The organism is Pseudomonas sp. TNT2022 ID1044, assembly GCF_028656895.1.
Classification (GTDB): Bacteria; Pseudomonadota; Gammaproteobacteria; order Pseudomonadales; family Pseudomonadaceae; genus Aquipseudomonas; species Aquipseudomonas reinekei.
In genome coordinates this window covers 155,479-175,011 of sequence record NZ_JAMDHB010000008.1, presented here as the reverse complement: position 1 = coordinate 175,011, position 19,533 = coordinate 155,479, and the positions used below count along the sequence as shown (strand labels likewise).

The 19,533-nt window shown below is 54.8% G+C and carries 32 protein-coding genes; all 32 read left to right on the top strand.

The genetic code is table 11. From position 1 onward, the window contains the following. The first annotated feature begins 64 nt into the window (after window positions 1-64). The 32 genes from rpsG to M5G20_RS12585 all read left to right on the top strand — a co-directional run bounded on the left by rpsG (window position 65) and on the right by M5G20_RS12585 (window position 19,419). Window positions 65-535 carry a 30S ribosomal protein S7 gene (gene rpsG, locus M5G20_RS12740; RefSeq protein ID WP_002555493.1) on the top strand — a complete coding sequence of 157 codons (471 nt, stop codon included), beginning with the start codon at window positions 65-67 and terminating at the stop codon, window positions 533-535. 30 nt (window positions 536-565) lie between these two features. After that, on the top strand, window positions 566-2,671 hold the full coding sequence (gene fusA / locus M5G20_RS12735) for an elongation factor G (protein ID WP_034148075.1): 2,106 nt from the start codon (window positions 566-568) through the stop codon (window positions 2,669-2,671). 30 nt (window positions 2,672-2,701) lie between these two features. Continuing rightward, window positions 2,702-3,895: an elongation factor Tu gene (tuf, locus tag M5G20_RS12730; RefSeq protein ID WP_008065716.1), complete on the top strand. Its 1,194-nt coding sequence runs from the start codon at window positions 2,702-2,704 to the stop codon at window positions 3,893-3,895. A gap of 157 nt (window positions 3,896-4,052) precedes the next feature. After that, on the top strand, window positions 4,053-4,364 hold the full coding sequence (rpsJ, locus tag M5G20_RS12725) for a 30S ribosomal protein S10 (RefSeq protein ID WP_003186070.1): 312 nt from the start codon (window positions 4,053-4,055) through the stop codon (window positions 4,362-4,364). Between the two features lie 80 nt (window positions 4,365-4,444). Beyond that, window positions 4,445-5,080, top strand: a complete 636-nt coding sequence (gene rplC / locus M5G20_RS12720; RefSeq protein ID WP_003186059.1) for a 50S ribosomal protein L3 — start codon at window positions 4,445-4,447, stop codon at window positions 5,078-5,080. 12 nt (window positions 5,081-5,092) lie between these two features. Continuing rightward, on the top strand, window positions 5,093-5,695 hold the full coding sequence (gene rplD, locus M5G20_RS12715; RefSeq protein ID WP_003228735.1) for a 50S ribosomal protein L4: 603 nt from the start codon (window positions 5,093-5,095) through the stop codon (window positions 5,693-5,695). After that, window positions 5,692-5,991, top strand: coding sequence for a 50S ribosomal protein L23 (rplW, locus tag M5G20_RS12710; protein WP_002555488.1), 300 nt, complete (start codon window positions 5,692-5,694; stop codon window positions 5,989-5,991). The genes rplD and rplW overlap by 4 nt, the downstream gene beginning before the upstream one ends. A 14-nt stretch (window positions 5,992-6,005) precedes the next feature. Continuing rightward, window positions 6,006-6,830, top strand: a complete 825-nt coding sequence (gene rplB / locus M5G20_RS12705; protein ID WP_008053874.1) for a 50S ribosomal protein L2 — start codon at window positions 6,006-6,008, stop codon at window positions 6,828-6,830. A 16-nt stretch (window positions 6,831-6,846) separates the two neighbouring features. Then, on the top strand, window positions 6,847-7,122 hold the full coding sequence (gene rpsS, locus M5G20_RS12700) for a 30S ribosomal protein S19 (protein WP_002555486.1): 276 nt from the start codon (window positions 6,847-6,849) through the stop codon (window positions 7,120-7,122). An 11-nt stretch (window positions 7,123-7,133) separates the two neighbouring features. Further along, complete coding sequence (gene rplV, locus M5G20_RS12695) at window positions 7,134-7,466, top strand: 50S ribosomal protein L22 (protein WP_003103908.1); 333 nt, start codon at window positions 7,134-7,136, stop codon at window positions 7,464-7,466. A 13-nt stretch (window positions 7,467-7,479) separates the two neighbouring features. Further along, window positions 7,480-8,166 carry a 30S ribosomal protein S3 gene (gene rpsC / locus M5G20_RS12690; protein ID WP_003176422.1) on the top strand — a complete coding sequence of 229 codons (687 nt, stop codon included), beginning with the start codon at window positions 7,480-7,482 and terminating at the stop codon, window positions 8,164-8,166. A gap of 12 nt (window positions 8,167-8,178) precedes the next feature. Continuing rightward, window positions 8,179-8,592, top strand: a complete 414-nt coding sequence (rplP, locus tag M5G20_RS12685; protein WP_003228729.1) for a 50S ribosomal protein L16 — start codon at window positions 8,179-8,181, stop codon at window positions 8,590-8,592. Beyond that, complete coding sequence (gene rpmC / locus M5G20_RS12680) at window positions 8,592-8,783, top strand: 50S ribosomal protein L29 (RefSeq protein ID WP_002555481.1); 192 nt, start codon at window positions 8,592-8,594, stop codon at window positions 8,781-8,783. Before rplP ends, rpmC begins: the two co-directional genes overlap by 1 nt. 2 nt (window positions 8,784-8,785) lie before the next feature. Then, window positions 8,786-9,052, top strand: coding sequence for a 30S ribosomal protein S17 (gene rpsQ, locus M5G20_RS12675; RefSeq protein WP_003176419.1), 267 nt, complete (start codon window positions 8,786-8,788; stop codon window positions 9,050-9,052). A gap of 23 nt (window positions 9,053-9,075) precedes the next feature. Next, a complete protein-coding gene (gene rplN, locus M5G20_RS12670) occupies window positions 9,076-9,444 on the top strand; it encodes a 50S ribosomal protein L14 (RefSeq protein WP_002555479.1) in 369 nt (122 codons plus the stop codon). Between the two features lie 11 nt (window positions 9,445-9,455). Continuing rightward, window positions 9,456-9,770, top strand: a complete 315-nt coding sequence (gene rplX / locus M5G20_RS12665) for a 50S ribosomal protein L24 (RefSeq protein WP_003186046.1) — start codon at window positions 9,456-9,458, stop codon at window positions 9,768-9,770. 20 nt (window positions 9,771-9,790) lie between these two features. Then, window positions 9,791-10,330, top strand: coding sequence for a 50S ribosomal protein L5 (gene rplE / locus M5G20_RS12660; RefSeq protein ID WP_003210069.1), 540 nt, complete (start codon window positions 9,791-9,793; stop codon window positions 10,328-10,330). A 13-nt stretch (window positions 10,331-10,343) separates the two neighbouring features. Further along, a complete protein-coding gene (rpsN, locus tag M5G20_RS12655) occupies window positions 10,344-10,649 on the top strand; it encodes a 30S ribosomal protein S14 (protein WP_003176414.1) in 306 nt (101 codons plus the stop codon). Between the two features lie 210 nt (window positions 10,650-10,859). Then, window positions 10,860-11,252, top strand: coding sequence for a 30S ribosomal protein S8 (gene rpsH / locus M5G20_RS12650; protein WP_017848802.1), 393 nt, complete (start codon window positions 10,860-10,862; stop codon window positions 11,250-11,252). A 12-nt stretch (window positions 11,253-11,264) separates the two neighbouring features. Then, window positions 11,265-11,798: a 50S ribosomal protein L6 gene (gene rplF / locus M5G20_RS12645; RefSeq protein ID WP_003176412.1), complete on the top strand. Its 534-nt coding sequence runs from the start codon at window positions 11,265-11,267 to the stop codon at window positions 11,796-11,798. A gap of 10 nt (window positions 11,799-11,808) precedes the next feature. Further along, window positions 11,809-12,159, top strand: a complete 351-nt coding sequence (gene rplR / locus M5G20_RS12640; protein ID WP_003186037.1) for a 50S ribosomal protein L18 — start codon at window positions 11,809-11,811, stop codon at window positions 12,157-12,159. A 3-nt stretch (window positions 12,160-12,162) separates the two neighbouring features. Then, on the top strand, window positions 12,163-12,663 hold the full coding sequence (gene rpsE / locus M5G20_RS12635; RefSeq protein ID WP_003186035.1) for a 30S ribosomal protein S5: 501 nt from the start codon (window positions 12,163-12,165) through the stop codon (window positions 12,661-12,663). Between the two features lie 2 nt (window positions 12,664-12,665). Next, complete coding sequence (rpmD, locus tag M5G20_RS12630; protein WP_003176408.1) at window positions 12,666-12,842, top strand: 50S ribosomal protein L30; 177 nt, start codon at window positions 12,666-12,668, stop codon at window positions 12,840-12,842. A 3-nt stretch (window positions 12,843-12,845) separates the two neighbouring features. Further along, window positions 12,846-13,283, top strand: coding sequence for a 50S ribosomal protein L15 (gene rplO / locus M5G20_RS12625; protein WP_003228720.1), 438 nt, complete (start codon window positions 12,846-12,848; stop codon window positions 13,281-13,283). Further along, window positions 13,284-14,612: a preprotein translocase subunit SecY gene (gene secY / locus M5G20_RS12620; RefSeq protein WP_015097035.1), complete on the top strand. Its 1,329-nt coding sequence runs from the start codon at window positions 13,284-13,286 to the stop codon at window positions 14,610-14,612. Window positions 14,613-14,639: 27 nt separating this feature from the next. Further along, window positions 14,640-14,756, top strand: coding sequence for a 50S ribosomal protein L36 (rpmJ, locus tag M5G20_RS12615; protein WP_002555468.1), 117 nt, complete (start codon window positions 14,640-14,642; stop codon window positions 14,754-14,756). 130 nt (window positions 14,757-14,886) lie between these two features. Then, window positions 14,887-15,243, top strand: a complete 357-nt coding sequence (gene rpsM / locus M5G20_RS12610) for a 30S ribosomal protein S13 (RefSeq protein WP_009045849.1) — start codon at window positions 14,887-14,889, stop codon at window positions 15,241-15,243. 30 nt (window positions 15,244-15,273) lie between these two features. Further along, window positions 15,274-15,663, top strand: a complete 390-nt coding sequence (rpsK, locus tag M5G20_RS12605; protein ID WP_002555466.1) for a 30S ribosomal protein S11 — start codon at window positions 15,274-15,276, stop codon at window positions 15,661-15,663. A gap of 18 nt (window positions 15,664-15,681) precedes the next feature. Then, a complete protein-coding gene (gene rpsD / locus M5G20_RS12600) occupies window positions 15,682-16,302 on the top strand; it encodes a 30S ribosomal protein S4 (protein ID WP_003176404.1) in 621 nt (206 codons plus the stop codon). Between the two features lie 22 nt (window positions 16,303-16,324). Next, entirely contained in the window at window positions 16,325-17,326 is a 1,002-nt protein-coding gene (locus tag M5G20_RS12595) for a DNA-directed RNA polymerase subunit alpha (RefSeq protein ID WP_007970428.1), read from the top strand. Between the two features lie 42 nt (window positions 17,327-17,368). Next, on the top strand, window positions 17,369-17,755 hold the full coding sequence (rplQ, locus tag M5G20_RS12590) for a 50S ribosomal protein L17 (protein WP_007970429.1): 387 nt from the start codon (window positions 17,369-17,371) through the stop codon (window positions 17,753-17,755). A gap of 209 nt (window positions 17,756-17,964) precedes the next feature. Then, window positions 17,965-19,419, top strand: coding sequence for a catalase (locus M5G20_RS12585; protein ID WP_273919369.1), 1,455 nt, complete (start codon window positions 17,965-17,967; stop codon window positions 19,417-19,419). Window positions 19,420-19,533: the final 114 nt, after the last annotated feature.

The window sequence follows — 19,533 nt, the reverse complement described above, 5'->3', positions numbered from 1 at the left end:
TCGGAGGCGTCCCGTAGAGGGCACCGATTCCGAGCGAACCTGAAGACCGTTTGAGGGCTTATCCATGCCAAGAAGACGCGTAGCAGCCAAGCGCGAAGTGCTTGACGATCCAAAATACGGAAGCCAAATCCTGGCCAAGTTCATGAACCACGTGATGGAAAGCGGCAAGAAAGCCGTTGCCGAGCGTATCGTTTATGGCGCGCTGGAAAAGGTTAAAGAACGCAAGAACAGCGACCCCCTGGAAATCTTCGAGAAAGCTCTCGACGCCATCGCTCCGCTGGTCGAAGTAAAGTCGCGCCGTGTAGGCGGTGCTACTTACCAGGTTCCGGTTGAAGTTCGTCCGTCCCGTCGTAACGCTCTGGCAATGCGCTGGTTGGTAGACTTCGCCCGTAAGCGCGGCGAGAAGTCTATGGCTCTGCGTTTGGCTGGCGAACTGTTGGACGCTGCCGAAGGTAAAGGTGCTGCAGTTAAGAAGCGTGAAGACGTGCACCGTATGGCTGAAGCTAACAAAGCTTTCTCGCACTACCGCTTCTAATTTTAGCGTCACTAATTTTGCGAGGGCTTTATGGCTCGTACTACACCGATTAATCGCTACCGTAACATTGGTATCGTTGCTCACGTGGATGCTGGTAAAACCACCACCACCGAGCGCGTCCTTTTTTACACTGGCAAAAGCCACAAGATGGGCGAAGTGCATGACGGCGCTGCGACCACTGACTGGATGGTGCAGGAGCAGGAGCGTGGTATTACCATCACTTCTGCTGCCATTACCGCCTTCTGGCAGGGTTCGGCCAAGCAGCACAAAGACCAATACCGCTTCAACGTTATCGATACCCCGGGCCACGTAGACTTCACCATTGAAGTTGAGCGTTCCCTGCGCGTACTCGACGGCGCTGTTGTTGTGTTCTGTGGCACTTCCGGCGTTGAGCCGCAGTCCGAAACCGTATGGCGTCAAGCCAACAAATACGGTGTTCCGCGTATCGTTTACGTGAACAAGATGGACCGTGCCGGCGCTAACTTCCTGCGCGTGATCGCTCAGATCAAGCAGCGTCTGGGTCACACTCCGGTGCCGATCCAGTTGGCTATCGGTTCCGAAGACAACTTCCAGGGTCAGATCGATCTGATGACCATGGAAGCGGTTTACTGGAACGATGCTGACAAGGGCATGACTCCGCGTCGCGAAGCTATCCCTGCTGAGCTGCAGGAGCTGGCTGAAGAGTGGCGCAGCAACATGGTTGAGGCTGCGGCCGAAGCCAGCGAAGAGCTGATGAACAAGTACCTCGAAGGTGAAGAGCTCACCATCGAGGAAATCAAGGCCGCTCTGCGTCAGCGTACCATCGCTGGTGAGATCGTCCTGGCTGTTTGCGGTTCTTCCTTCAAGAACAAGGGCGTTCCCCTGGTTCTCGATGCCGTGATCGACTACCTGCCGGCTCCTGTCGACATTCCTGCTATCAAGGGCTCCAACCCTGATAACGAGGAAGAAATGATGGAGCGTCATGCAGACGACAACGAGCCGTTCTCGGCTCTGGCGTTCAAGATCGCTACCGACCCATTCGTGGGTACCCTGACCTTCGTCCGCGTTTACTCGGGCGTGTTGGCCTCCGGCGACGGCGTGATCAACTCGGTCAAGGGCAAGAAAGAGCGCGTGGGTCGTATGGTGCAAATGCACGCAAACGCCCGTGAAGAGATCAAGGAAGTGCGCGCTGGCGACATCGCGGCCCTGATCGGCATGAAGGACGTCACCACTGGTGAAACCCTCTGCAACGCTGACAAGCCAATCATCCTGGTTCGCATGGACTTCCCGGAGCCGGTTATTTCGGTTGCCGTAGAGCCTAAGACCAAGGATGACCAGGAAAAAATGGGTATCGCTCTGGGCAAGCTTGCTCAGGAAGACCCGTCTTTCCGCGTTAAAACTGATGAAGAGACTGGTCAAACGATCATCTCCGGCATGGGCGAGTTGCACCTGGACATCCTGGTTGACCGGATGCGCCGTGAGTTCAACGTCGAAGCCAACATCGGTAAGCCTCAGGTTTCCTATCGTGAGCGCATCACGAAGAACTGTGAAATCGAAGGCAAGTTCGTTCGTCAGTCCGGCGGTCGTGGCCAGTTCGGTCACTGCTGGATCCGTTTTGCTCCTGCTGACGAAGGTCAGGAAGGTCTGCAATTCGTGAACGAAGTAGTGGGTGGTGTGGTTCCTAAGGAATACATCCCGGCTATCCAGAAGGGTATCGAAGAGCAGATGAAGAACGGTGTAGTTGCCGGCTATCCGCTGATCGGCCTGAAGGCTACCGTGTTTGATGGTTCCTACCACGACGTCGACTCGAACGAGATGGCGTTTAAGGTGGCTGCTTCCATGGCGACCAAGCAACTGGCCCAGAAGGGCGGTGGTGAGCTGCTTGAGCCGATCATGGCGGTAGAGGTTGTTACGCCTGAAGACTATATGGGTGACGTGATGGGCGACCTTAACCGTCGTCGCGGCATGATTCTGGGTATGGAGGATACGGTTTCCGGTAAGGTTATCCGTGCTGAAGTTCCGTTGGGCGAGATGTTCGGTTATGCGACCGATGTTCGTTCGATGTCCCAGGGTCGCGCAAGCTACTCTATGGAATTCAAAAAATACAATACGGCTCCGTCGCACATCGTCGAAACCGTTACCAAAAAACAAGGCTGATTCAGTCCTTTAGGCTAGGAGTTAATTGTCGTGGCTAAAGAAAAATTTGATCGTTCCCTTCCGCACGTCAACGTTGGCACCATCGGTCACGTTGACCACGGTAAAACCACTCTGACCGCTGCTCTGACTCGCGTCTGCTCCGAAGTTTTCGGTTCGGCCGTAGTTGAATTCGACAAGATCGACAGCGCGCCAGAAGAAAAAGCTCGTGGTATCACCATCAACACCGCGCACGTCGAGTACAACTCGAACATTCGTCACTACGCTCACGTTGACTGCCCAGGTCACGCTGACTACGTGAAGAACATGATCACCGGTGCTGCCCAGATGGACGGCGCGATCCTGGTTTGCTCGGCCGCTGATGGTCCGATGCCACAAACCCGTGAGCACATCCTGCTGTCCCGTCAGGTAGGCGTTCCGTACATCGTGGTTTTCCTGAACAAGGCTGACCTGGTAGACGACGCTGAGCTGCTGGAACTGGTTGAGATGGAAGTTCGCGACCTGCTGTCCACCTATGACTTCCCAGGCGACGACACTCCGATCATCATCGGTTCTGCTCGTATGGCGCTGGAAGGCAAAGACGACAACGAAATGGGCACCACTGCCGTTCGTAAGCTGGTTGAAACTCTGGATACCTACATCCCAGAGCCAGAGCGTGCTATCGACAAGCCATTCCTGATGCCAATCGAAGACGTATTCTCGATCTCGGGTCGTGGTACTGTTGTGACTGGTCGTATCGAGCGCGGTATCGTTCGCGTTCAAGATGCGCTGGAAATCGTTGGTCTGCGTGACACCACCACCACCACCTGCACCGGTGTTGAGATGTTCCGCAAGCTGCTCGACGAAGGTCGTGCTGGCGAGAACTGCGGCGTTCTGCTGCGTGGTACCAAGCGTGACGACGTTGAGCGTGGTCAGGTTCTGGTTAAGCCAGGTTCGGTTAAGCCGCACACCAAGTTCACCGCAGAAGTTTACGTTCTGAGCAAGGAAGAAGGCGGTCGTCACACTCCGTTCTTCAAAGGCTACCGTCCACAGTTCTACTTCCGTACTACTGACGTGACCGGTAACTGCGAGCTGCCAGAAGGCGTTGAAATGGTAATGCCAGGTGACAACATTCAGATGACTGTTACCCTGATCAAAACCATCGCAATGGAAGACGGTCTGCGCTTCGCTATCCGTGAAGGCGGCCGTACCGTTGGTGCTGGCGTTGTAGCTAAAATCATCGAGTAAGCATCTCTTTTGAGATAGCTTCGATGCTTTGAAAAGCCCCCGCTCAGCGGGGGCTTTTTTATTGGGTTGACACCTATCTGGGGCGTCTATAGAATTGCGCCTCCTTTTAACGGGCGTATTGCGCCCGGTGGGAATAGCAGCCGGAGTCTGAAATCCAATGCAAAATCAGCAAATCCGTATCAGGTTGAAGGCTTTCGACCATCGCCTGATCGACCAATCAACCCAGGAAATCGTGGAAACCGCGAAACGTACTGGTGCTCAAGTGCGTGGTCCAATTCCACTGCCTACCCGTAAAGAGCGGTTCACCGTTCTGGTCTCCCCGCACGTCAACAAAGACGCGCGTGACCAGTACGAGATCCGTACTCATAAGCGCGTTCTGGACATCGTCCAGCCAACGGATAAAACCGTTGATGCTCTTATGAAGCTTGATCTTGCGGCCGGTGTGGAAGTGCAGATCAGCCTCGGCTAAGACTCGGTCTTAGTCGTGTAACGCTCTGAAATGGGCGGCCATAGCGGGTGAAAGCCCCGTACACTCATGAGGTTTACAACATGACTATTGGTGTAGTCGGTCGTAAATGCGGTATGACCCGTATTTTCACCGAAGAAGGTGTCTCCATTCCGGTCACGGTCATTGAGATCGAGCCGAATCGCGTCACCCAGTTCAAAACTGAAGAGACCGATGGCTATCGTGCAGTGCAAGTCACTGTCGGCGAGCGTCGTGCTTCGCGTGTAACAGCAGCTCAGGCTGGCCACTTCGCTAAAGCGAACGTTGCCGCTGGTCGTACCGTAATGGAATTCCGCCTTGAAGAAGGCGAGTACCAGGCCGGCGATCTGATCAACGCTGAAATCTTCGCCGCTGGTCAACTGGTTGATGTAACCGGTCAGTCCAAGGGTAAAGGCTTCCAGGGTACGATCAAGCGTTGGAATTTCCGCGGGCAAGATAACACCCACGGTAACTCCGTATCCCACCGCGTTCCAGGCTCTATCGGCCAGTGCCAGACTCCTGGTCGTGTATTCAAGGGCAAAAAAATGTCCGGTCATATGGGCGCTGAGCGCGTGACCGTGCAGTCCCTCGAAGTAGTGCGCGTGGACGCTGAACGCAATCTGTTGTTGGTCAAGGGCGCTGTTCCTGGCGCTACTGGCGGCAACTTGGTTGTACGTCCAGCAGCCAAGGCTCGCGGTTAAGGGGAAGCTGACATGCAATTAAATGTAAATGACGCTCAAGCGATCGAAGTTTCCGAACTGACATTTGGCGGCGAGTTCAACGAGACGCTGGTTCACCAAGCAGTCGTGGCCTACATGGCCGGCGGCCGTCAAGGTAGCAAGCAGCAAAAGACCCGTTCCGACGTTCGTGGTGGCGGTAAGCGCCCATGGCGTCAGAAAGGTACTGGCCGTGCTCGTGCCGGTACTATCCGTAGCCCAATCTGGCGTGGCGGCGGTACCACTTTCGCAGCTCGTCCACAGGATCACTCCCAGAAGCTGAACAAGAAGATGTATCGCGCAGCAATGCGTTCCATCCTTGCTGAGCTGGTGCGTACTGATCGTCTGGTCGTGGTTCAGGATTTCGCCGTTGAGACGCCGAAAACCAAAGACCTGCTGGGCAAACTGAACAACATGAGCCTGACCGACGTTCTGATCGTGTCGGACGCTGTTGATCAGAACCTGTACCTGGCTGCTCGTAACCTGCCACACGTAGATGTACGTGATGTGCAAGGTTCCGATCCAGTTAGTCTGATCGCATACGACAAGGTGTTGATCACCGTGTCGGCCGTGAAGAAATTCGAGGAGCTGCTGGGATGAACCAGGAACGCGTATTTAAAGTTCTGCTTGGCCCGCACGTTTCCGAGAAGGCTACGGTTCTGGCAGACAAGAAAGGCCAGTTCGTTTTCAAGGTTGCTACTGACGCAACCAAGCTGGAAATCAAGAAGGCCGTCGAAAGCCTGTTCAGCGTGAAAGTAGAGCGTGTTACTACCCTGAATGTTCTGGGTAAGAGCAAGCGCACTGCTCGCGGTCTGGGCAAGCGTAATGACTGGAAGAAGGCAGTTATCTCCCTTCAGCCAGGCCAAGATCTCGATTTCAGCAGCAGTGCTGAGTAAGGAAGGGGTGCATCATGGCAATCGTTAAATGCAAACCGACTTCCCCTGGCCGCCGTTTTGTGGTCAAGGTGGTCAACCAGGAGCTGCATAAAGGCGCTCCTCACGCACCGCTGCTCGAGAAGAAGTCGAAGTCTGGTGGTCGTAACAACAATGGCCGTATTACCACTCGTCACATCGGTGGTGGTCATAAGCAGCATTATCGTCTGGTCGACTTCCGTCGCAACGACAAAGATGGCATTTCTGCCACTGTCGAGCGTATCGAATACGATCCAAACCGTACTGCTCACATCGCTCTGCTGCTGTACGCAGATGGCGAGCGTCGCTACATCATCGCCCCTAAAGGCGTGAGCGCTGGCGACCAGCTGATCGCAGGTGCTCTGGCACCGATCAAGCCGGGCAACGCTCTGCAACTGCGTAACATTCCAGTTGGTAGCACCGTACACGGCATCGAATTGAAGCCAGGTAAAGGCGCACAGATCGCTCGTTCCGCTGGTGCTTCGGCTCAGCTGATCGCTCGTGAAGGTGTCTACGTGACCCTGCGTCTGCGTTCTGGTGAGATGCGTAAAGTGCTGGCCGAATGCCGCGCGACCTTGGGCGAAGTCTCGAACTCCGAGCACAGCCTGCGTTCGCTGGGTAAAGCTGGTGCCAAACGCTGGCGTGGCGTTCGCCCAACCGTTCGTGGTGTTGCCATGAACCCGGTTGACCACCCACATGGTGGTGGTGAAGGTCGTACCTCTGGTGGTCGTCATCCGGTATCGCCATGGGGCTTCCCGACTAAGGGCGCGAAGACTCGTGGTAATAAGCGTACCGACAAAATGATCGTCCGTCGTCGCAAGTAAATAGAGGGATACGACAGTGCCACGTTCTCTGAAAAAAGGTCCTTTTATCGATCTTCACCTACTGAAGAAGATCGAAGTGGCGGCGGAAAAGAACGATCGCAAACCAGTTAAAACCTGGTCGCGTCGTTCGATGATCCTGCCACAAATGGTCGGTTTGACCATCGCAGTACACAACGGTCGTCAACACGTCCCAGTTCTCGTTAACGAAGACATGGTCGGCCACAAACTGGGCGAGTTCGCCGGTACCCGCACTTATCGTGGGCACGTGGCTGACAAGAAAGCCAAGCGTTAAGGGGTTAGGAAATGGAAGTAGCCGCTAAGTTGTCGGGCGCTCGAATCTCCGCCCAGAAAGCCCGCTTGGTCGCCGACCAGATCCGCGGGAAGAAGGTGGGCGAAGCGCTCAACCTGTTGGCTTTCAGCAGTAAGAAAGCCGCCGAGATCATGAAGAAAGTGCTGGAGTCGGCCGTAGCCAACGCCGAGCATAACGAAGGCGCAGACGTTGATGACCTGAAGGTCAGCACCGTTTTCGTCAACGAAGGGCGTTCGCTGAAGCGCATCATGCCACGTGCCAAAGGCCGTGCTGATCGCATCGTCAAGCGGTCTTGCCATATCACTGTCAAGGTTGCTGACAAGTAACGGAGTCGAAGAGATGGGTCAGAAAGTACATCCCATTGGCATTCGCCTGGGAATCGTCAAGGAGCACACCTCCGTCTGGTACGCAGACGGTCGGACTTATGCGGACTACTTGTTCGCTGATCTGAAGGTGCGTGAGTATCTCCAAGACAAACTAAAAAGCGCGTCCGTAAGCCGTATCGATATCCATCGTCCGGCCCAAACTGCACGTATCACCATCCACACCGCTCGTCCAGGTATCGTTATCGGGAAGAAGGGTGAAGATGTTGAGAAACTGCGTCAGGACCTGACCAAGCAAATGGGTGTGCCTGTGCACATCAATATCGAAGAGATCCGCAAGCCGGAACTCGACGGTATGCTGGTTGCGCAGAGCGTAGCTCAGCAGCTGGAGCGTCGCGTAATGTTCCGTCGCGCTATGAAGCGCGCTGTACAGAACGCCATGCGCATTGGTGCCAAAGGCATCAAAATCCAAGTGAGCGGTCGTCTCGGCGGTGCTGAAATCGCACGTACTGAATGGTATCGCGAAGGTCGTGTGCCACTGCACACCCTGCGTGCCGACATCGACTATGCCAACTACGAAGCTCACACCACTTACGGTGTGATCGGTGTAAAGGTTTGGATCTTCAAAGGCGAAGTAATTGGTGGTCGCCAAGAAGAACTGAAACCACAAGCACCAGCGCCTCGTAAAAAAGCTGCTAAGTAAGGGGTACGCCAAATGTTGCAACCAAAGCGTACGAAGTTCCGCAAGCAAATGACTGGTCACAACCGTGGCCTGGCATTGCGCGGTAGCAAAGTCAGCTTCGGCGAGTTCGCGCTGAAGTCTGTTGCTCGTGGTCGTCTCACCGCTCGTCAGATCGAGTCAGCGCGTCGTGCTCTGACCCGTCACGTAAAACGTGGCGGCAAGATCTGGATCCGTGTATTCCCGGACAAGCCGATTTCCAAAAAGCCTCTCGAGGTTCGTATGGGTAAAGGTAAGGGTAACGTGGAATACTGGGTTGCCCAGATTCAGCCAGGCAAAGTCCTGTATGAAATCGAGGGTGTTTCTGAAGAGCTGGCGCGTGAGGCTTTCGCCCTGGCTGCTGCAAAGCTGCCGCTCGCCACCTCCTTTGTTAAACGGACGGTGATGTGATGAAAGCGAATGAACTTCGTGAAAAATCCGCACAGCAGCTGAACGAGCAACTGCTCGGCCTGCTGCGCGACCAGTTCAATCTGCGTATGCAGAAAGCAACTGGCCAGTTGGGGCAGTCTCATCTGCTCTCGCAAGTTAAGCGTGACATCGCTCGCGTGAAGACTGTGCTCAACCAGCAGGCAGGTAAGTAATCATGGCTGAAGCCGAAAAAACTGTCCGTACGCTGACTGGCCGTGTTGTCAGCGACAAGATGGACAAAACCATCACCGTTCTGATCGAGCGTCGCGTTAAGCACCCGATCTACGGTAAATACGTTAAGCGTTCGACTAAGCTGCACGCGCACGACGAAACCAATCAGTGCCACATCGGCGACAAAGTCACTATTCGTGAAACTCGTCCTTTGGCCAAGACCAAGTCTTGGGCGCTGGTTGATGTTCTCGAACGCGCTGTGGAAGTCTAAGGACTAGGGGTCGGAGAAATTATATGATTCAGACTCAATCCATGCTCGATGTGGCCGATAACAGCGGCGCTCGCCGTGTTATGTGCATCAAGGTGCTGGGTGGCTCCCATCGTCGTTACGCTGGTATCGGTGACATCATCAAAGTTACCGTCAAGGAAGCAATTCCTCGCGGTAAAGTGAAAAAAGGCCAAGTGATGACTGCTGTTGTAGTCCGCACTCGTCACGGCGTACGCCGTGCTGATGGCTCCATTATCCGCTTTGATGGCAACGCTGCTGTTCTTCTGAACAACAAGCAAGAGCCGATCGGCACCCGTATCTTTGGGCCAGTGACCCGTGAACTTCGTACTGAGAAGTTCATGAAGATCGTCTCGCTCGCCCCAGAAGTGCTGTAAGGAGATCCGACATGCAAAAGATTCGTCGTGACGACGAGATCATCGTGATCGCCGGCAAAGACAAAGGTAAGCGCGGTAAGGTGCTGAAGGTTCTTGCTGACAACCGTCTGGTTGTTGGTGGTCTGAACCTGGTCAAGCGCCATACCAAGCCTAACCCGATGTCGGGCGTACAAGGCGGTATCGTCGAGAAAGAAGCGCCACTGCACGCTTCCAACGTCGCCATCTTCAACGGCGAAACCAACAAGGCTGACCGCGTTGGTTTCAAAGTAGAAGACGGTAAGAAAATTCGTGTCTTCAAGTCGACCCAAAAAGCGGTTGATGCTTGAACACTGCTAGGTAGAAGACCATGGCACGACTAAAAGAGATTTACCGGAAGGAAATCGCTCCGAAACTTAAGGAAGAACTTAAGCTTTCGAACGTGATGGAAGTTCCGCGCGTTACCAAAATCACCCTGAACATGGGTCTGGGCGAAGCGATCGGCGACAAAAAAGTCATCGAGCACGCTGTTGCTGACCTGGAAAAGATCACCGGCCAGAAAGTCGTTGTGACCTACGCTCGTAAATCCATCGCTGGCTTTAAAGTCCGTGAAGGTTGGCCGATCGGCGTCAAAGTGACTCTGCGCCGTGAGCGTATGTACGAATTCCTGGATCGTCTGCTGTCGATCTCCCTGCCTCGGGTTCGCGACTTCCGCGGCCTGAATGCCAAGTCCTTCGATGGTCGTGGTAACTACAGCATGGGCGTAAAAGAGCAGATCATCTTCCCGGAAATCGACTACGACAAGATCGATGCTCTCCGCGGTCTGGACATTACCCTGACCACCACTGCCAAGAACGATGATGAAGGCCGCGCTCTGCTGCGTGCGTTCAAATTCCCGTTCCGCAACTGATTGGAGTAGGACCATGGCCAAGATGAGCATGAAAAACCGCGAGCTGAAGCGTCAGCTCACGGTTGCCAAGTACGCCAAAAAGCGTGCAGCACTGAAAGCAATCATCGTTGATCTGAACGCAAGTCCAGAAGCGCGTTGGGAAGCTACAGTAGCCCTGCAGAAGCAGCCACGTGACGCAAGCGCTTCGCGCATGCGTAACCGCTGCCGCCTGACCGGTCGTCCACACGGCGTTTACCGCAAGTTCGGCCTTGGCCGTAACAAACTGCGTGAAGCGGCAATGCGTGGTGACGTACCAGGTCTGGTTAAAGCCAGCTGGTAAGTACTGTCAAAGTCTCGGTGTTCAGGTTCGCAAGATCCTGACCGCCGGTGGCCTTGAATCTGAATCAAGCCCCTTTTGGGGCTTGATTCATTTCTGGGGTGTGTCTAGAATACCCGGCTCGCCTGAGCCCGTGTTTTTATACGCTCGGAGATTCTCGGCGACACGTAGTAGCCGCAAGGCTAATTTTTCTGTATTAGGAGCGTCTAGCCCATGAGTATGCAGGACCCGTTAGCGGACATGCTAACTCGAATCCGTAATGCCCAGATGGCTGAAAAGTCCGTCGTAAGCATGCCATCTTCTACTTTGAAGGTAGCTGTTGCCAAAGTCCTGAAGGACGAAGGTTACATTGCGGGTTATCAGATCAGCAGCGAAATCAAACCACTGCTGTCTATCGAGCTGAAATATTTCGAAGGCCGTCCGGTTATCGAAGAAGTGAAGCGCGTTAGCCGTCCAGGCCTGCGTCAGTACAAGTCCGTCGAAGATCTGCCGAAAGTTCGTGGCGGTCTCGGTGTGTCTATCGTCTCCACCAACAAGGGTGTGATGACTGATCGTGCTGCGCGCGCTGCCGGTGTCGGCGGCGAAGTTCTTTGCACTGTGTTCTAAGGGGGGATAAGCATGTCTCGCGTCGCTAAGAACCCCGTTAAGCTGCCAGCCGGTGTCGAAGTAAAATTCGCAGGCCAACAGCTTTCGGTGAAGGGTGCCAAGGGCACTCTCGAACTGAACATCCATTCGTCCGTTGAGATCGTTGAAGAAGCCGGTGAGCTGCGTTTTGCTGCTCGCAATGGCGATCAACAGACTCGCGCAATGGCTGGTACCACTCGTGCGTTGGTAAACAACATGGTCCAAGGCGTAAGCCAAGGCTTCGAGCGTAAGCTCCAGCTGGTCGGTGTTGGTTACAAAGCGCAAGCTAAAGGCACAGTGCTGAACCTGGCTCTTGGCTTCTCGCACCCAGTGGATTACGAACTGCCGGAAGGCATCACCGCTGAGACTCCTAGCCAGACCGATATCCTGATCAAGGGCATCGACAAGCAGCTGGTAGGTCAAGTGGCCGCCGAGATCCGCGACTTCCGTCCACCAGAGCCGTACAAAGGCAAAGGTGTGCGCTACGCGGACGAAGTCGTCCGTCGTAAAGAAGCCAAGAAGAAGTAGGGCATAGCAAATGACCGACAAAAAAGTTACTCGACTGCGTCGCGCTCGCAAAGCACGCCTGAAAATGCACGAACTCGAAGTCGTGCGTCTCTGCGTGTTCCGCTCTTCGCAGCACATCTACGCCCAGGTCATTTCGGCCGACGGCAACAAAGTCCTGGCAAGTGCCTCGACTTTGGATAAAGAACTGCGTGATGGCGCCACTGGCAACATCGACGCGGCCACTAAGGTTGGCCAGCTGGTCGCTACGCGTGCTAAGGCCGCTGGCGTCTCGCAGGTGGCTTTCGACCGCTCTGGCTTCAAGTACCACGGCCGCGTTAAAGCGCTGGCTGATGCTGCTCGTGAAGCTGGGCTGGAGTTCTAAGTTATGTCAAATAACGACCAAAAGCGCGACGAAGGCTACATCGAGAAGCTGGTTCAAGTTAACCGCGTAGCCAAAACCGTTAAAGGCGGCCGTATCTTCACTTTCACCGCGTTGACCGTGGTTGGTGATGGTAAAGGCCGTGTTGGCTTCGGCCGTGGCAAGTCGCGTGAAGTGCCTGCTGCGATCCAGAAGGCAATGGAAGCTGCTCGCCGCAACATGATCCAGGTTGATCTGAACGGCACCACTCTGCAGTACGCAATGAAGTCCGCTCACGGCGCTTCGAAGGTGTACATGCAGCCTGCTTCTGAAGGTACCGGTATCATCGCTGGCGGCGCAATGCGTGCCGTTCTCGAAGTTGCTGGCGTTCAGAACGTTCTGGCCAAGTGCTACGGCTCGACTAACCCGGTAAACGTGGTTCACGCCACTTTCAAGGGTTTGAAAGCAATGCAGTCTCCTGAATCCATTGCCGCCAAGCGTGGCAAAAGCGTCAAGGAGATCTTCTGATCATGGCTACCGTTAAAGTAACGCTGATCAAAAGCATGACCGGCCGCATCCCTAACCACAAACTGTGCGTTAAGGGTCTGGGTCTGCGTCGCATCGGTCACACTGTAGAAGTCCAGGATACTCCCGAGAATCGCGGGATGATCAACAAGGCTTACTACATGCTGCGTGTCGAGGGTTAATCGATGAAACTCAATGATCTGAGTCCAGCGCCGGGTTCCCGTCGCGAAAAGCATCGTCCGGGCCGTGGTATCGGTAGTGGTTTGGGTAAGACTGGTGGCCGTGGTCACAAAGGTCAAACCTCCCGCTCCGGTGGCACCATTGCTCCAGGCTTTGAAGGCGGTCAACAGCCGCTGCATCGTCGCCTGCCGAAGTTCGGTTTCGTTTCCCTGAAAGCCATGGACCGCGCAGAAGTGCGTCTGTCCGAGCTGGCTAAAGTGGAAGGCGACATCGTCACCGTGCAGTCCCTGAAAGATGCCAACGTGATCAACGTCAACGTACAGCGTGTGAAAATCATGCTGTCCGGTGAAGTGACTCGCGCTGTCACTATCGGCAAGGGAATCGGCGCCACCAAAGGTGCGCGTGCGGCTATCGAAGCAGCTGGCGGCAAGTTCGAGGAATAAATGGCTAAGCAAGGTGCTCTCTCTGCGCTCGGCAAAGGCGGTATGTCTGAACTCTGGGCTCGTCTGCGTTTTCTGTTCCTGGCGATTATCGTCTACCGAATAGGCGCACACATCCCGGTTCCAGGTATCAACCCGGACCGACTCGCGGACCTGTTTCGACAGAATGAGGGGACCATTCTTAGCTTGTTCAACATGTTTTCCGGCGGCGCGCTGGAGCGGATGAGCATCTTTGCACTGGGGATCATGCCGTACATTTCGGCATCGATCATCATGCAACTGATGACCGCCGTCAGCCCGCAGCTGGAACAGTTGAAGAAGGAAGGTGAAGCTGGCCGTCGCAAGATCAGCCAGTACACCCGCTACGGCACTGTCGTCCTCGCTCTCGTTCAAGCCATTGGCATGTCCATCGGCTTGGCGGGGCAGGGCGTTTCGTTCACTGCTGACTTCAGCTTTCATTTCGTTGCGGTAACCACATTTGTGGCTGGTGCGATGTTCATGATGTGGCTGGGTGAGCAGATCACTGAGCGCGGTGTAGGCAACGGTATCTCGATGTTGATCTTCGCAGGTATCGTCGCCGGTCTTCCGAGAGCGATCGGGCAGTCTTTCGAGTCTGCACGTCAGGGTGATATCAACATCTTCGCCCTGGTTGCCATCGGTTTGCTGGCAGTAGCGATTATCGGTTTCGTGGTGTTCATTGAGCGTGGTCAGCGTCGTATTGCTGTTCACTACGCCAAGCGTCAGCAAGGCCGTAAGGTGTTTGCTGCGCAGACTAGCCACTTGCCGCTGAAGGTGAACATGGCCGGTGTTATTCCGGCTATCTTCGCGAGCAGCATTTTGCTGTTCCCGGCTTCGTTGGGTGCCTGGTTCGGTCAGTCTGAAGGTATGGGCTGGTTGCAGGACATCTCGCAGTCGATCGCTCCTGGTCAGCCGTTGAATATTCTGCTGTTTAGTGCAGGGATTATTTTCTTCTGCTTCTTCTATACGGCGTTGATGTTCAATCCGAAAGACGTAGCGGAAAACCTGAAGAAGTCCGGTGCCTTTATTCCGGGCATCCGTCCAGGTGAGCAGTCTGCGCGCTACATTGATGGCGTTCTGACTCGCTTGACCATGTTCGGTGCTCTTTACATGACGGCCGTGTGCCTGTTGCCCCAGTTCCTGGTGGTTGCAGCCAACGTTCCGTTCTACCTTGGCGGGACCTCGTTGCTGATCGTCGTCGTGGTTGTGATGGACTTCATGTCCCAAGTACAATCGCACCTCGTTTCGCACCAGTACGAATCCCTGATGAAGAAAGCCAACCTGAAGGGTTACGGCAGCGGCATGTTGCGCTGAGTACCCATAAGGTTCGAGGAGTTGGTGATGAAAGTTCGTGCATCGGTGAAAAAGCTGTGCCGTAACTGCAAGATTATTCGCCGCGAAGGTGTTGTTCGAGTAATTTGCAGCGCGGAACCGCGTCACAAACAGCGCCAAGGCTGAGTGTGATTGTGCTTCAAGCCCGGTAGCTAGTGCGCTACCGGGTTGATTATTTGTTATTACAGCGATATTATCTCGCGCCCTATTTCTTGGCTTCCGGGGCGTAGGTAGCTGTCAATTGGAGTCCCACTGAATGGCCCGTATTGCAGGCGTTAACATTCCAGATAACAAGCATACTGTTATCTCGCTGACCTACATCTATGGTGTTGGTCGCACTACTGCACAGAAAATTTGTGCAGAGACTGGGGTAAACCCAGCAGCAAAGATCAAAGATCTGAGCGACGAGCAAATTGAACAGCTGCGTGGCGAAGTGGCGAAGTTCACCACTGAAGGTGATCTGCGTCGCGAAATCAACATGAAAATCAAGCGCTTGATGGACCTCGGTTGCTATCGCGGTCTGCGTCATCGTCGCGGTCTTCCAGTACGCGGTCAGCGTACCAAGACCAACGCGCGTACCCGTAAAGGTCCGCGTAAGCCGATCCGCAAGTAATCGCCCCAGCGAATCGACAGGAATTTAATCATGGCAAAACCTGCTGCTCGTCCTCGTAAAAAAGTTAAAAAGACCGTGGTTGATGGCATCGCCCACATCCATGCATCTTTTAACAACACCATCGTGACCATTACCGACCGTCAAGGTAACGCTCTTTCCTGGGCTACCTCCGGTGGTTCGGGTTTCCGCGGTTCCCGCAAGTCCACCCCGTTTGCTGCTCAAGTAGCTGCTGAACGTGCTGGTCAAGCTGCGCTGGAATACGGCCTGAAAAACCTCGACGTTAACGTCAAAGGTCCAGGTCCAGGTCGTGAATCCGCAGTCCGCGCTTTGAACGGCTGTGGCTACAAGATCGCCAGCATCACCGACGTGACGCCAATCCCGCACAACGGGTGCCGTCCGCCGAAGAAGCGCCGCGTGTAATCCAGGAGATTGTAAAGAATGGCTCGTTACATTGGTCCAAAATGCAAACTCGCTCGTCGCGAAGGCACCGATCTCTTCCTGAAGAGCGGCGTGCGCGCGATCGAATCGAAGTGCAACATTGAAGCAGCACCTGGTATCCACGGCCAACGCCGCGGTCGCCAGTCCGATTACGGCACCCAACTGCGTGAAAAGCAGAAGGTCCGTCGTATCTACGGCGTTCTCGAGCGTCAATTCAGCGGCTACTATAAAGAAGCTGCTGGCAAGAAAGGTGCAACCGGTGAAAACCTGCTGCAACTGCTCGAATGCCGTCTGGACAACGTTGTATACCGTATGGGCTTCGGTTCGACTCGTGCCGAATCCCGTCAGCTGGTATCGCACAAGTCGATCAGCGTAAACGGTCAGACCGTTAACGTTCCGTCCTACCAGGTTCGTGCTGGTGACGTGGTTGCTGTTCGCGAGAAAGCAAAAAACCAACTTCGCATTGTCCAAGCTCTCGATCTGTGTGCCCAACGTGGCCGCGTAGAATGGGTAGAAGTAGACACTGAGAAGAAGTCGGGCGTTTTCAAGAACGTTCCAGCTCGCAGTGATCTGTCCGCCGACATCAACGAAAGCCTGATTGTCGAGCTCTACTCCAAGTAAGGGCTAGAAAATAGGTGCATCCATGCAGATTTCGGTAAATGAGTTCCTGACACCCCGCCACATTGATGTGCAGGTTGTCAGTCCAACCCGCGCCAAGATCACTCTCGAGCCTCTCGAGCGTGGTTTTGGCCACACCCTGGGCAACGCGCTGCGCCGCATCCTGTTGTCCTCAATGCCTGGCTGTGCAGTAGTCGAGGCCGAGATTGACGGTGTGCTCCACGAGTACAGCGCCATCGAAGGTGTACAGGAAGACGTAATTGAAATCCTGTTGAACCTTAAAGGTCTGGCTATCAAGCTGCACGGCCGTGACGAAGTTACGCTGACCTTGTCGAAGAAGGGTTCGGGGGTGGTTACCGCTGCCGATATTCAGCTGGATCATGATGTCGAGATCGTTAATCCCGATCACGTAATCGCTAACCTGGCGTCTAACGGCGCCCTGAACATGAAGCTCGTAGTAGCTCGTGGTCGTGGTTATGAACCAGCCGACTCGCGTCAGAGCGATGAAGACGAAAGCCGCAGCATCGGTCGCTTGCAGCTTGACTCTTCGTTCAGCCCGGTTCGCCGTATCGCATACGTGGTGGAAAACGCCCGTGTCGAGCAGCGTACCAACCTGGACAAGCTGGTTATTGATCTGGAAACCAACGGTACTCTGGATCCTGAAGAGGCTATCCGCCGCGCTGCAACCATTCTGCAACAGCAGTTGGCTGCGTTCGTCGACCTCAAAGGTGACAGTGAGCCAGTGGTTGTCGAGCAGGAAGACGAGATCGATCCGATCCTGCTTCGCCCGGTTGACGATCTGGAACTGACTGTACGTTCGGCTAACTGCCTTAAGGCGGAAAACATTTACTACATCGGCGACCTGATTCAGCGTACCGAAGTAGAACTGTTGAAGACTCCGAACCTGGGCAAGAAATCCTTGACTGAAATCAAGGACGTTCTGGCCTCCCGCGGTCTGTCCCTCGGCATGCGCCTCGACAACTGGCCGCCTGCAAGTCTTAAGAAGGACGACAAGGCGACTGCCTGATCGTCGTAATCACCGAACGTAGTGTTTGGTAAGGAATGAACCATGCGTCATCGTAAAAGTGGTCGTCACCTGAGCCGCACCAGCTCGCACCGCAAGGCCATGTTCCAAAACATGGCGGTGTCGCTGTTCGAGCACGAGCTGATCAAAACTACTCTGCCAAAAGCTAAAGAACTGCGCCGCGTTGCCGAGCCGCTGATCACTTTGGCCAAGACAGATAGCGTTGCTAACCGCCGTCTGGCTTTCGACCGTACTCGTTCGAAAGCTATCGTTGGTAAGCTCTTCAACGACCTGGGCAAGCGTTACGCTACCCGTGAGGGTGGCTACCTGCGCATCCTCAAGTGCGGTTTCCGCGCTGGCGACAACGCGCCTATGGCGTACGTCGAGTTGGTTGATCGTGCTACTGCTGGCGAAGCTGTATCTGCCGAGTAAGACGTCAGTCTGAAACAAAGAACCGGGCCTAGTGCCCGGTTTTTTGTGCGCGTTCGAAAGTTCGCCGGGCGGATTGATCGCTGGCATACCGGTTAGGTTTTTTCTATCGATTGGTAACAGTCAATGAATTAGAAGATGTCATCTCGATCATCAATACTTCCTCTCAGCCGATTAGCCGGCAGTTCTAGACCGACAAAGGAAGAGATCGCATGAGCCAAAATAAAACGCTTACCACCGCCAGTGGCGCTCCTGTCGCCGACAACCAGAATTCCCGCTCTGCCGGCCCTCGTGGCCCGCTGCTGCTCGACGATTTTCATCTGATCGAGAAGCTCGCCCACTTCAACCGCGAAAACATCCCGGAACGCCGTGTGCATGCCAAAGGCTCGGGCGCCTACGGGACCTTCACCGTGACGCGTGATGTCACTCAGTACACCAGCGCCAAGCTGTTCGAGGCTGTAGGCAAGCAGACTCCGACGTTTCTGCGTTTCTCCACTGTAGGTGGTGAGCGTGGTTCTGCTGACACTGAGCGTGACCCCCGCGGCTTTGCCTTGAAGTTCTACACCGAAGAAGGCAACTGGGACATTGTCGGCAATAACACGCCCGTATTCTTCATTCGTGATCCGCTGAAATTCCCGGACTTTATCCACACGCAAAAACGTCTGCCGCAGAGCAACCTCAAAAGCGCTCAGGCGATGTGGGACTTCTGGTCGCATTCTCCAGAGGCGCTGCATCAGGTCACGATCCTGTTTTCAGATCGCGGCATCCCTGATGGTTACCGTCACATGCACGGCTTTGGTAGCCACACTTATAGCCTGATTAATGCCAACGGCGAGCGTCATTGGGTCAAGTGGCACTACAAGACCCAGCAAGGGATCAAGAACCTGGCACCCGCAGATGCTGCGCGCCTGGCTGGCACGGATCCGGATTACGCTCAGCGCGACCTGTTTGAGGCTATCGAGCGCGGTGACTTCCCGAAATGGAGCGTGTGCATCCAGATCATGACCGAAGCCCAGGCAGCCGCTCATTATGAAAACCCGTTTGATGTCACCAAGACCTGGTCGCAGAAAGAGTTTCCGCTGATCGAAGTCGGCGTGCTGGAGCTCAATCGCAACCCGCTCAATTACTTCGCTGAAGTTGAGCAAGCCGCTTTCGGTCCTAGCAACATGGTGCCGGGTGTAGGCCTGTCGCCGGATCGCATGCTGCAGGGTCGTGTTTTCGCCTATGCGGATGCGCACCGCTACCGTGTAGGCACTAATCACCAGCAACTGCCGGTGAATGCGCCTCGCAGTCCGGTAAACACTTACCAGCGTGATGGCTCGATGGCGTTTGGCAGCAATGGCGGCGCAGCACCGAACTACGAGCCGAACAGCTACGCGGAGTCGCCTAAGCAGGCACCTCGTTATGCCGAGCCTGCATTGGCGTTGAGCGGCGCTGCTGATCGCTACGATCATCGTGCGGATACCGACTACTACAGCCACGCCGGTGCGCTGTTCCGGTTGATGAGCGATGAACAGAAAAACCTGCTGGTCAGCAATATCGCGGGAGCAATGGCGGGCGTTTCGAGTGACGTGATCGACCGTCAGTTGCAGCATTTCTTCAAGGCCGACCCGGCGTATGGAGAAGCAATCGCAAAGCTGCTCAACGTACAGCTTAACGAAGTCTAAATGAGAAGCAGAACCGCCCTTAATTGGGCGGTTTTTGCGTTATTTTGGCTGGTTTTCTCAGAATTTCTTCGCTTTTATTGCGTCTGTCGAGTGACGAGATGGCCCGGTTGGTTC